Annotated in this window: 15 protein-coding genes; 5 read left to right on the top strand and 10 right to left on the bottom strand. The window is 62.9% G+C overall.

The genetic code is table 11. The features are described from left to right. The first annotated feature begins 300 nt into the window (after positions 1 to 300). From WCB02_RS13465 to WCB02_RS13450, 4 genes are all read left to right on the top strand, one after another. Entirely contained in the window at positions 301 to 1212 is a 912-nt protein-coding gene (locus tag WCB02_RS13465; RefSeq protein ID WP_423958719.1) for a carotenoid biosynthesis protein, read from the top strand. A 98-nt stretch (positions 1213 to 1310) separates the two neighbouring features. Beyond that, positions 1311 to 1925, top strand: coding sequence for a PilZ domain-containing protein (locus WCB02_RS13460; protein WP_423958718.1), 615 nt, complete (start codon positions 1311 to 1313; stop codon positions 1923 to 1925). 332 nt (positions 1926 to 2257) lie between these two features. Then, the gene (locus tag WCB02_RS13455; protein WP_423958717.1) at positions 2258 to 2884 is read left to right on the top strand and encodes a transglutaminase-like cysteine peptidase; all 627 of its coding nucleotides are present in this window, start codon (positions 2258 to 2260) and stop codon (positions 2882 to 2884) included. A 422-nt stretch (positions 2885 to 3306) separates the two neighbouring features. Beyond that, entirely contained in the window at positions 3307 to 3486 is a 180-nt protein-coding gene (locus WCB02_RS13450) for a hypothetical protein (protein ID WP_423958716.1), read from the top strand. 308 nt (positions 3487 to 3794) lie between these two features. On the opposite strand, the gene WCB02_RS13445 is transcribed toward WCB02_RS13450, so the two are convergent. The 6 genes from WCB02_RS13445 to WCB02_RS13420 all read right to left on the bottom strand — a co-directional run bounded on the left by WCB02_RS13445 (position 3795) and on the right by WCB02_RS13420 (position 6335). Further along, complete coding sequence (locus WCB02_RS13445) at positions 3795 to 4043, bottom strand: hypothetical protein (protein ID WP_423958715.1); 249 nt, start codon at positions 4041 to 4043, stop codon at positions 3795 to 3797. A 79-nt stretch (positions 4044 to 4122) separates the two neighbouring features. Then, positions 4123 to 4698 (bottom strand): hypothetical protein, encoded by a 576-nt coding sequence (locus tag WCB02_RS13440; protein WP_423958714.1) that lies wholly within the window; start codon positions 4696 to 4698, stop codon positions 4123 to 4125. Between the two features lie 4 nt (positions 4699 to 4702). Continuing rightward, complete coding sequence (locus WCB02_RS13435; RefSeq protein ID WP_423958713.1) at positions 4703 to 5536, bottom strand: lysozyme; 834 nt, start codon at positions 5534 to 5536, stop codon at positions 4703 to 4705. Further along, positions 5533 to 5721, bottom strand: coding sequence for a hypothetical protein (locus WCB02_RS13430; protein ID WP_423958712.1), 189 nt, complete (start codon positions 5719 to 5721; stop codon positions 5533 to 5535). Before WCB02_RS13430 ends, WCB02_RS13435 begins: the two co-directional genes overlap by 4 nt. Continuing rightward, the gene (locus WCB02_RS13425; RefSeq protein ID WP_423958711.1) at positions 5718 to 6035 is read right to left on the bottom strand and encodes a hypothetical protein; all 318 of its coding nucleotides are present in this window, start codon (positions 6033 to 6035) and stop codon (positions 5718 to 5720) included. Before WCB02_RS13425 ends, WCB02_RS13430 begins: the two co-directional genes overlap by 4 nt. 69 nt (positions 6036 to 6104) lie before the next feature. Further along, positions 6105 to 6335 carry a hypothetical protein gene (locus tag WCB02_RS13420; RefSeq protein WP_423958710.1) on the bottom strand — a complete coding sequence of 77 codons (231 nt, stop codon included), beginning with the start codon at positions 6333 to 6335 and terminating at the stop codon, positions 6105 to 6107. Positions 6336 to 6527: 192 nt separating this feature from the next. On the opposite strand from WCB02_RS13420, the gene WCB02_RS13415 reads away from it, so the two are divergent. Further along, a complete protein-coding gene (locus WCB02_RS13415) occupies positions 6528 to 7160 on the top strand; it encodes a class I SAM-dependent DNA methyltransferase (protein ID WP_423958709.1) in 633 nt (210 codons plus the stop codon). On the opposite strand, the gene WCB02_RS13410 is transcribed toward WCB02_RS13415, so the two are convergent. The 4 genes from WCB02_RS13410 to WCB02_RS13395 all read right to left on the bottom strand — a co-directional run. Then, positions 7139 to 8122, bottom strand: a complete 984-nt coding sequence (locus WCB02_RS13410) for a phage tail protein (RefSeq protein WP_423958708.1) — start codon at positions 8120 to 8122, stop codon at positions 7139 to 7141. The genes WCB02_RS13415 and WCB02_RS13410 overlap by 22 nt on opposite strands. Positions 8123 to 8125: 3 nt before the next feature. Beyond that, positions 8126 to 8872, bottom strand: a complete 747-nt coding sequence (locus WCB02_RS13405) for a hypothetical protein (RefSeq protein ID WP_423958707.1) — start codon at positions 8870 to 8872, stop codon at positions 8126 to 8128. A gap of 85 nt (positions 8873 to 8957) precedes the next feature. Continuing rightward, on the bottom strand, positions 8958 to 11174 hold the full coding sequence (locus WCB02_RS13400; RefSeq protein ID WP_423958706.1) for a hypothetical protein: 2217 nt from the start codon (positions 11172 to 11174) through the stop codon (positions 8958 to 8960). Positions 11175 to 11209: 35 nt separating this feature from the next. Then, on the bottom strand, positions 11210 to 11566 hold a 357-nt coding region (locus tag WCB02_RS13395; protein WP_423958705.1), incomplete at its 5' end, for a hypothetical protein.

Raw genomic sequence — 11566 nt, 5'->3', positions numbered from 1 at the left:
GTCCAGGGCTGCCCCTTGCGCCCGACCGCGGCGCGGCCGGCCTCCAGGGTGCGGCGCGGCAGCGGGCTGTAGGACGCCGCGTTGAGATAGCAGATCTCGCGCGGCACCTCGAACAGATCGCGCTGGCAGGCAAGCATGGGAGTCTCTCTTGGGTGGGAGAAGCGTGTTGTCGATCCGCAAATCCTAGCCGATGCCGCGACGTCGGCCAAATGCCGGCCGGGATGATCTTGCCGCCCTCGACTCGCCACGCTACGTTTTCGGGTTCGCTCCTTCAGGCTGAAGACGATCGGAGATGGCCCGATGACGACAGAGCCTGTCGGCACCAGTCCCTCGCGCGCGGGGCCTGAGCTCGCGCTGTGGCTGGCCATTGCCGGCATTCTCATCGCGGGGATCGGGTTTTCCTGGAATCCAACTCAGCTCGCGCAAGGACTCGCCGCGACCTTCATCGCCTGCGCGTTGGTGCACGCCGCGCTATCGTACAGCCCGCGGCGGGCGCTGGTGCTGTTCGTCATCTGCATCACGATCACCTTCACCATGGAAAACCTCGGGGCCGCGACCGGTTTTCCGTTCGGCGCCTATCATTTCGAGGTGGGTGCCGGCCTGCCCTCGATCGGCCGCATCCCCATCATCGTCGGACCGCTGTGGTTCGGCGGCGGCTATTTTGCCTGGATCGTGGCCTCCATCCTGCTCGATGGCGCCGACCGGCGGCTCGATCGACCCTTCAATGTCGTCGCACTGCCGATCGTGGCGGCGTTCGTCGTGACCCAATGGGACCTGGTGATGGAGGCGCCGAACGCGACCATCGCCAAGGCCTGGATCTGGCACCAGGGCGGCGGCGTATTCGGCGTTCCCCTGTCCAATTATCTCGGCTGGCTCCTGACCGCATGGCTGTTCTTTACGGTCTTCGCGCTCTATCTGCGGCGCTCATTCCGGCTCGCGCCCGCGGGCAGAACGGCGAGCATCAAGCTTCAGGCGGTCGCCATTCTCTTCTATGTCAGCGCCGGGCTGACGCAATTCGTGCCCTGGATGATGGGACAGACCGGCGACGTTGCCGATGCCGCCGGTTACCACTGGCGGATCGGCGACATCAGGGAGGCGACGGTGGCCATCCTGTTGCTGACGATGTGCTTCACCGCGCTGCTCGCCGCGTTCCGCCTGTACGCGTGTTGGGCCGATCCCGATCATCGTGCATCAAAACGCAACCATCAGTAACACTGCTGACGATCGACCCACCCTTCGCTAACGGCTCATTAACCCTGTCGGACGTAGGGTTCCCAGGGACACCGAGCGGCCGGTTGTCGGGTGGCGAGATGGTGCTGGCAAACAAGAAATCGATTCCTCCGGCCACCGAAGAACGCCGGCGCTTTCAACGGGTCAAGGTTCACCTGCTCGGCCGCTACATGCTGCCGGACCGGCGTGAATTTCCCTGTCAGGTCATCAACATGTCGCCGGGCGGGCTGGCGCTGCTGGCGCCGGGCATCGGCAATGTCGGCGACCGCGTCATCGCCTATCTCGACCATATCGGCCGGGTCGAGGGCAAGATCACCCGCATCATCGACAACGGTTTTGCCATGACGGTCGGCGCGACCGCGCGCAAGCGCGACAAGCTCGCAGCGCAACTGACCTGGCTCGCCAACCGCGATATCCTCAATCTGCCCGAGGACCGCCGCCACGACCGTATCATTCCGCGCAACCCGATCGCCGTGCTCACGCTCGAGGACGGCAGCAAGATGACCTGCCGGATCATCGACCTTTCCTTGTCCGGCGCTGCGATCGCCGCCGAAAACCGGCCGCCGCTCCGGTCGCTGGTCATGCTCGGCCGCGTCCAGGCCCGCGTGGTGCGAAACCTCGAAGACGGCTTCGCTCTCGAGTTCGTCCATCAGCAGATGGCGGATACTCTCGAAGACAGCGTAACCGCGCGGTAAAGCGCAAACCACCCCCATCATCCGCAATTTCGCGGGCCGCGGCCCCCTTCGCCGCGGACCAAGGCGACCGTGGCCACACGCCCGGCCACGGCGGGCGTGGTTAATTCACCAGGCTTTTTGCGCCGCAAACCCTGCAATGCGCGCGATGCCGCGCTTAATCGATAAAATTTGAATCGATTGCCGTTGCTTCAAATTTGAATCAAACACGATTCAAGTCTGGATCGATTTAGCGCCAGTTTTGATTTTCATTCGTCTCAAATTGACTTCGGCTGCTTAGCGGCCGCGCAAAAGCTTTGTGCGAAATCTGGTCCCAACAAGAAACGGGGGCCACGATGTCAAAACTCACCGGACAGGGAAAGCGACTGGCGATTGCAGCGATCCTCTTGGGGATCAGTGCTTCAGCCCATGCGGGCGACGACCGCATGCTCTATGCGAGCCTCGGCGACACCACGCGCGCGCCGATCGGCTGGATCCAGTTCTGCGCCGACTACGCCGACCAATGCAAGAGCGGACCGACGGAGCCGCGCGACATCGTGATGTCGCAGGCGGCGTGGCGCGACCTGGTTCGGGTCAACCGCTGGGTCAACGAAACCATCAAGCCGATGACCGACATGGATCATTGGGGCGTGGTCGAGAAATGGTCGATACCGACCGACGGCTACGGCGATTGCGAGGATTACGTGCTGTTGAAACGCAAGATGCTGATCGAGGCCGGCTGGCCGCGGGAGGCGCTCTTGATCACGGTGGTGCGCGACAGGAAGGGTGAAGGACACGCGGTGCTGACGGTGAAAACCGACAAGGGCGAGTTCATCCTCGACAACGAGAACGAGAACGTCGTGGCCTGGACCGAGACCGGATACCACTTCGTCAAGCGCCAGTCGCAGAGCGATCAGAATGTCTGGGTCTCGCTTGGCGACAGCCGCTCCGCCGTCTCGACCGCCTCCGCCAAGGAGCACTGAGACAACAACGACGCAACAATCGCGCGAGAGATCGCCGATCACAGCAATTCAGGAGTTACGCGAACCGGTCGCATCCCCACCCCTCCCCGTCCCAGACCGGATCGCGCGCGGCCAGCTCTCCCCCAAGGGCTGGCCGCAACTTTTTCTGCCACTATAAGTGCTGGATTTATTGAGCTTTTTACTTAGCGCCATGTCGCTATCATGCGGAACACTACGCGAACACCGCACCCCGAGACGTGGAAAATCCGTGGAATTTGATCACTTTCCGTTCTTAAAAAGCCAGGGCCCACGGTCCATGGATGGCACCCTTGGACCTATATCACGGCTTGACTCTCGTTCTCTCTTCGTTCTGAATGTCTGCCATGCCCAAGCGCCCATCCTGGTACGATCGTAACACCGAGACGTCACCTTTCCTGACGGCCTTGGCCGAGGCGCGCCTTGAGTGCAATCGATCCGAGAATATTCTCGCCCATGCCAAACAGCCCGGTAGCCTGATCCTGATTGAGGCAATCAAGTCGGCAATCGACGATTGCGCCGAGCGCGAGATGGGCGCGCGGGATTTCTTCTATGGCCGCGGGCACAGCATAGGCGGCGAGTCGTAGGCCAGCGCGCGAATTCGCGGTTCGCCCCCCCCCTGTTGCACGCTGCTACTTGGGGTAAGATCTCCGAGTCGAGATATCAAAGGAGATTCGGATGCCAAGAGATTCCAAGTACATACGTTTCCCAAATGTCTTGAAGAAAATGGATGAAGTCATTGAGCGCTTTGGCCAAAAAGGTGACGTAGCGCGGGGGCTTCGCGCCATTGAGCGCAAAACGAAATTGGAGATAAGGGGACTAAGGGGGCCAATACTTCGCCGTTGTCGCGGCTAAGCGCGCAAGAAAAGCTGGCGCGGGGCATGCGCCAGGTCATCTACTTCCCCAGCCACGCCTTCACGGCCAGCCACGCCGCGCCCAACACCCCGCCGACGACTGCGGTAATCACCGCCCGCAGCGTGTAGCTCTGCACCTGCTCGACGCTCTTGCGCCAACGGCGAAGGTGCTGGAAATCGGCCTTGATCTCCCGCCTGTCATCGCCCTCGATGCCGAACGACGCCAGCGCCCCGGTGATTTCCTTACGCACGGCAACGGATACGGCTTCCTCGATTTCGGCGATCAGCATGGCCTACTTGCTCCAGCTCTTGCGGTAGTCCTCGAACCAGCCTGGAACGGAGCTGAGACGACTCCGAACCTCGATATCGTCACTGACCGTGAGGCGAAGCATTGCCCGCAGATCCATGCCCTTGCAGCCCGAGACGCCGAACCAGGGAAAGGAACAGGTTGGGCTGAGAGTTGGGACCACGGGGGCTTTTGTCAGCAGCTTTGGGGCCCGAAGCGGCGGGGTGGGTGCTGCCGGCGGCGGGAGCGGCTGGGACGCGCAGGCCGCCAGGCTCAAGGTCAGCATCACCAAACACGCAAGCCGGCGCGGCGCGCAGCTGCTCGATTTCGGCCACATCTTTCGCATGCTGTTCCTTCGCTTTCGCTTCGATGGCGCTTGCCCGCGCCGTGTCATCGGCCGCCGCGCTGCGGTCCGCCTGTTTTGCCTTTTGCTCGAGCTGTGCCTTTTCGGCGTTCCACTGCGCTTGCAGATCGGCGCGGCCGGTGTGGTCGCCATAGATCAGGGCGCCGTAGCCGACCGCGATGAACGCGGCGGCGATCGCCGCGAATTGCCGGGCGAGCGGCACCAAATAGACGAGGAAGCCGAGGCCAACGAGCGCGCCGACCGAAAGGCCGGACCATTCGGAGATGTGCAGCACTTCGCGCCAGGCGCCGAGCACGGTGTCAAACGTGGTCATTGAGCAATCGCCTCCGGCGGTCCCAGACGATGAAGCCGCAGAGCGCGGCGATGGCGGCGCAGGCCAGAAAGGCCGGATCGCGGATGGCGACCGCGAGCGTATCGAACACGCCCAGCTCGGCCAGCGAACCTTTCGCCTCCTTGATGGGATCAAGGATCTCGTTGAGCGCCTTCGCCGCTTCCGCGATCGAGAACGAGAAGATGCTGCCGGCGGCGGCCGCGGTCTTGGATTCGCTGATGTGCTTCGGCGGCGGATTGCGCTCCGCCTTCGGCGAGAACACCACGTCCGGATCGGGCTCCGGCGGCGCGTCGAGCTCGTCGGGCGTGTGAAACCAGGCGATCTCCGCATTGCGCCGCCGGACCAGGCCCTCCATCCGCTCGCCCTTGGCGCAGACGTACTGCAGCAGCTTGGCGGCGACGGCTTCAATCCGGCCGGCATTGATCAGCCGGATCGCGGCTGTGGCCGCAGCGGGGCAATTGAACCAGGTGTCGACCAGCGCATCGAACTGATGTTGCGTCACGTCCACCGCGAGCTGCCGGTTCACCGCCGCGACGCAGGGCGCCAGATCGCGCGTCAGCATGTCGCCGGCCTCCTCGCGCGTGACGCGCAGGCCCTGGACGATCCTGACGCCGCCGGCGGCGTCGGTGTGACCAAAACCGATCGTCAGCGTGCCCCGCACCGCGCCGCCGTCCCATTCGACATATTGCAGCCGCCCGTCGATGCGCGCCTTCGGCCGCTTGTCGTCATAGACGTAGCCGACGAATTCTTCCCAGGGCTCGGTGAGCCGGTCCCGAGCGGCGGCGCTGAAGTGGCGCGTCATGATGCCAACCTGCTTTCGACCTCGCTGCGCGGCTCGCGGACCGCCTGAAAGCCGTTCGCGAGCACGATCACGGTGCGGGCACCAGGGGCATAGGCCCCCGGCTCCGCGTCCCGAACGTTCTCGACCTGGTCCGGATTGATCCCGACCGGCGCGCCGTTCGGCTCGGTGAAGTGAACCAGCCTCACGAGTGAGCGGCGGGCTCGGCGGCCGGCGTGGCGGGAGCGGCCGGCGTCGCAACGTTGGGCGCCGCAACCGTCTTCTTCAGCCCCGCCACGTCGGTTTCCAGCGCGGCAACGCGGGCGGTCACGTCGGCCACCGCGCCCTTTTCGAGCTGCGCCAGGTCGGCCCGGAGCTTCGAGATCTCGGCGCTTGCGCTGGCGAGCTTCGCCTTGAGCCAGGCCCAGGCGGCCGGAACGCCCTTGGTTGCGCAAAGGTAGAGAAAGTAGACGATGCCCACGGCACCCGCGCCGAGTGCAAGGCTTGGAATACTCACGTCCATGGTGTCTCCCAGATAGGCTGATTAAGTTGATGAAGGCTGATTGGAGCTTGCGCACGTTTGCGTTGCGCATTAGTTTTGGCACATATGAGCATCCACAGTTTTTTGGGTGATAAGAATGCGCCAGTTGTTGAAACGCAGCGATGTTCTGCGCATGGCGCTGGAGGCCGCATGATGTGGAACGAGGAGGTAGAGCCGTGCCCGACCTGCCCGGAAGGCTGGAAGCCCCTCCACAAGCAGCATTGCAACGCCTGCTATGAAGGACAGATCGAGCGGCTGAAGGAGGAAAACCAGCGACTCCACATGTTAATCCGTTCCGGGCATAGTGCGACCTCCAAGGATTGGGGGCCGGATGCCGAACTTTCTCAACCTTCCAGATTGGGAGGTTTCCAAGGTGCTTGAACACGTTACCAGGGGTCAACAGAAAAACCCGCCAGCGAGCCCTGGCGTTTATACAACTTGGCTCACGATGTTCGGTTGTGTTGGGGTTCCGCTATGAGAACAGCGGCGGATTTCAATCAGTTCTACGAGGTCGCAGACCCTTGGAAGATCGGACAGGCCTCGTTTCGAGATCGCGTATATCGGCGCCTTCTACGCGGCATGGTCCATGGGCGTACCGTCCTTGAGCTTGGTTGTGGCGAAGGCCATCTAACCGAAGTTGTTTTCGACGAAGCGCGAACCGTGACGGGGATAGATATCAGCAACGTCGCGATCGAGCGCGCCAAGGCGCGCAATCTGTCGAACGCGCGTTTCGAGAACAGTGACTTTTTGCGGACCTCATTCGAGGGCTACGACCTGATCGTCGCCCTCGAATGTATCTATTACCTTTCGCCTGACGAACAGGAAGAGTTCTTTGCGAAGATTGTGCGCGAGCACACCGGGAGGCTGATCCTGTCGGCGCCGATCATTGGCGAGAACAAATTCCGTCGCTACTTCACCCATGACCAGCTTATTGCGACGTTCGCGCGCCACGGCATGACGGTTGCTAAGTTTCACAATTTGAACATCAGCCGGCGCGACCTGCCTACCACCGCCGCCGCAATCGCGGTGCGAATTGCGCCGGCTCTTTTGGATTGGATGCCAGAGCCGTTGATATATCAGCGGCTCTATATGATCCGCATAATGTAATTGCAGACGATAGATGGTTGGACGTTGTTGTGAGCGCCTCCGCCGCCAGCATTCTGGATCGAGATTCCAGTGCCCGCATTTGCGGTGTTGGGCCAAGTCGCAGTCGCTGCAGTCGCGCCCGAACCCGCGGAAGCCCAGGTTTGATAATTGTTGCCGGTACCAGGCGCGGCCGCTTCTTGTTGATGCGAGTGGCCAGGATCGTTAACGCCATGATTGTGCGAGGGCATTTCGGCGCTAGAAAGCGTGTGAAGCTGCTCGCCGCCAGCAGAGCCGAGCGCGTTGCCAAGAACACTGTTGACGCGTCCGGCTTGCGACCCACCCAAGTTGTCAGCCGGAACGCTGACGCGACCGCGGCAATCAGGCAAATTGAACGTGGTCGTGCCGTCCCCCGCGCCGTAAGCGTTACCTACCAGCGTATATAATGACGAGTACACCGTTCGCGAAATCGCCTGCCCCGCCGGAAAAGCAAAGGCGCTGCTCGGGGTGGTGGCGCCCCAATAATCGAGACCGGCGCCAAGCGGGATGCCATACGTGTTGCCGGCGTTGCCTTGCAGATAGAACGCGCCATCCGTGTTATTATAGATCGCGACATAAGGCGCGCCCTGAATGATCGCGCCTGACTGCAACTCGAGATTCGGCGCCGTGCGCAGCGGCTTTGCGCCGAGCCCGTCCACATTGAGCGTCACCGTTGCCCCGTTCGTCACATGCGGCGCGAAGGCGATCACCTGCCCATTGAGATGCGCCAGCGAGTCGAACTGGCTATAGCTCGAAACGATGTAAGCCGTCGACGTGCCGGTGGTGACGATCGCGCCTGCGATGTCGTCGCGCCATTTTGCCACCGCGGCCATCATGGCGCGTCCGGACGGACTCACCGCAGAGGGCGCCATTCCCGGCGACCAATTTATGCTTGGATCGGCGTTGCCGTTATTCGCGTTGGTTTGCGACCAGTTGAAGATGCTCACGCTTCATCCTTGCAGGTTCGAAAAGATTGGAGCCCGAGCCGCGAGCGCGGCGCGAAGCTTGGAAAGGTCGATCTGGCGCGGTTGAGGCACGAAGATCGGCGGCGGTACATTCGGGGCGGCAAAAGGTTGAGGTGAAGGCGCGGGCATAGGCGCGGCCTCGGCGCCCGCTGCTGGCGCTTGCAGGCCTGCATTTTGCGGGCCTGCACTGGCGAAGATCGGAGGTGGTCCCGGTGGCGCGATGGGCCCCGGCGCGGCTGGCGCGGCCTGTGGTGCGTTGTTCTGCGGCCCGGGCTGCGGAGCTGCCGTCCCCATCTTTTTCGCTGCCCAGGCCTGCAGGCCTTGCGCGGTCATGCCGCGCAGGAACGGGTTGGCCTTGGTAGCCGCTGGCCCCAGAATATCCGCAGCCGAGTCGCCCGGATCGGCCTGCAGGATCTTCACCGCGGCGCCCGGCCCGGCAAAGTGTGCAAGGTAGGTTGTGCCCGGCGTGACCGGGAGTCCGTTATTTGCTAACACGGCCTGGTTGTCGGCCGCGTAGGCGTCCGTCATCTGCGGTGCGAGAACCGGATCAGTTTTGAGTGCCAAAAGATCAGCATCGGACTTGCCTGCGGCGATATCAGGCCGGTGCTGTTTGAGCACCGATAACCAGGTCGAATCGATGAACTGTCCGGGCCCCGCCGCAGACGAATTAGAGTTGGTTGCGTTCGGATTTCCGCCGCTTTCAGCGTTATCGATTTGATCGGATATTGCCATGTGGCTCTGGTACCTGTTTCAAAGCGTGATCATCTTCGTCGTTGCTGCGTCCAACATTCACTGGCAGTGGACGCCGAACCCATATCTAGCGGGGTACGCGGGTGTCGGGGCCGCTTACGGGGCTACTCAACTGGCCTGCCGCTTGCTGGCCAGCTATCAGCGTGGCCGGAGCCGTCGCCTGCGAAAGCAGATGATTGAGAAGCGCCGCCACATGTACATTTTTTTGCGCCGTGCGCAGCGTGTTGGCATTGGGTCGGATCGGAGCGGCCAGCGAGCGCGCTAGTAATCGACCTGCCACGGCGGCCGGCACCGCCAGATGCGGATGCGTGGCGACAGCGGCGACGGTCGATAGACTGCCGACCACGCGCCCGGTACCTGACGGATTGCCATAGGCGTTGAGCTCCTTGGCCTTGCGGCTCAACGTCGCTACGTCTTCGAGCGCGTCTGCAAGATCGCCGCGCCCGGTTGAGCGAAACAACAGGTTCTTGCCTCGATCGGATAGCTTGCCATAGGCGGTCAGGAATCGCTCCGGAGAGAACCGGCCGTCGACATCGCGGCCCATCCTGGAGACCACGGCAGACGCGACCTCATTCCAGTCCGTGGCGCCGATCGCCTTGCGCGCCAACAACAGCTTATTTGCATCCGCCCGCGAATTTGTGGATGCAAAGCCGACCAGACGATCCAACACACGCTCCGGCGCGGCGCTGGCATCGTTGCCAACGATCTTGGCAAGCTCTGCGCGGCGATCGTTGATCTTCGAGGCCAGCGTATTGGCTTTCTCGAATGCCTCGGGCGCCAGCGTGCGTTTCTGGAAGCGCCCGTTCCGCTCGCGCAGTCCAGAGTTGTACACAGAATTATCGAGGTCATCCGACAGCGCGCGGTAGATGCGTTTCAGCTCCGATTTCCGGATATTGGCTGGCAAAATGTGATTGTCGAGCATCTCGCCGACAGACGTGCGTAGCGTTTTAAGGCCGCTTGTCGTTAGGCCGCCGGCCCGTTGCGCCGCTTCCAAGACGTGATCGATAGCCGCGCTCAGCCCCAGGCCTGCCGCCTGCCGTTCCGCGGCGATATCAGCGATCATGCCGCGCGTGGCCTCCAGTCCGGTGGTCACGTTCGGTTTTACGACTCGATCGAGATTGTCGTATGCGCGTTCGGCGATCCGCTGACTCCTGGGGCCGATCCAGTTGGTAATGGCGTCATGGGCTACTTCGCCCGCGTGGAGTGCGCTGCCGCTGCCGTAGCCCTGCTCTACGCCTTCTAGCGCCCGGCCCATCTGCTCATTGGCGGTGCGCGATGCCTTGACGATCGGGTCGCCGATAATCGGGATTTCCTTCAGCGCGCTGCCGGCGCGTTGCGTCACGAGGTTGTCGCTGGCGGCGATGCGCGGAAAGTCGATGTTAAGCCGCGCCGCTGCGTCGGCGATATCATCCTTGGCCGTTCGAGCGGCGGGAAGCGCTGGCGGCGTCACCGGTGCAGCGCCCGGGACCGGCCTATCAAACGCCGACGCCCCGACGCCACCCAGAAATGCGCCTCCGACGCGCGCGTAAGGCTCGGCCCACGTTCCCTTCGCGAGCTGTCCGGCGGTTTCGCTGCCAACTGCCGGTGCGATGACGCGCTTGAGCAGCTTGCCACCTCCCTCCAGTAGGCCCGGGATCTTGCCGGCCAGCATCTCCGGATCGAGCGCCGCCGGCAAGAATTCACCGATGGTCTGCGCATATTCCCCTGGGACGCCTTGCGGCTTGTGCAGCGGTCCGGTCAAACTCTCCAGCTTCGATTGCAGGTCTTGCGAGCTGGGTCCGCTGAAGATCGGGGCCGGGTTGATGCCGAACGGGTTTACCGATGCTGCCGACTTCAGAAAATCCTTGAGGTGCTGGACGTTGTCCGGCGCAAGGCCGAGCTTCGCGCCGGCCGCGTCGATACCGTGGCTTGCCATGTTGCCGATATCGCCGGCCGCGCCGAGCGTGCCGGTCCCGAATTTGACCAGCCCGGTGCCAAGGGATTTTAGGATGTCCGTGCCCGTGGAATCCGGGCCTGTGGGCGCACGGCCCGCGCTCTGCGGCGCTTGCGCGTCGCGATAAGGCGAACCGTATTCGTCGGCCTCGACGTCTTCGGGGTTCGGCGTGGCGTCGACGGGCGCGGTTGGTGGGCTCGCAGCGGTGTGCAGGTCGTAGAGCGCCTTCAGGTCATCATCCGAGAGTTTCGACAGATCGGGACTGCCTGCGGGGCGGATCGTGATCTGCGTGGGCAGCTTTGGCGCAGCAGCGCCAGGCTGCGATGCCATGTGATCGTAGAGCGCCTGCAATTGCTCATCGGACAGCGAGCCGAGACCGAGATCGCTCATTTTAGAATCCCCCTTCGCTGCATCTCGGCCTTGAGTGCCGCGAGGGCTGCCGCGCGATCAGGAGGGGCGGCAGTTTGCGGAGCTTGCGCGGACTGCGGAGCCTGCGCAGCCGCGTCGGGCGCCGCACTCGGTGGCGCGTCCCCTCTTTTCAGGCGATCGATAGCAGCTTGAATGCGCACGATCTTGGCGCGCGTGTCATCGCTGGACAGATCGACGCCGCTGTTCGGCCCAAGCACCGCGTCGCGGCGCTGTTCGAGCGCCTGCAAACCGCCTTGCATGGTTTCGAGGGTCCCCTGCAGTGCGGCGGCCAATTGAGGCTTTGATTTAATCGTGCTGAACCGATCTCGTGTCAA

Source organism: Bradyrhizobium sp. (assembly GCF_049581145.1).
Classification (GTDB): domain Bacteria; phylum Pseudomonadota; class Alphaproteobacteria; order Rhizobiales; family Xanthobacteraceae; genus Bradyrhizobium.
The sequence above is the reverse complement of the archived record's forward strand: the minus strand, read 5'-3'. Positions and strand labels throughout refer to the sequence as shown.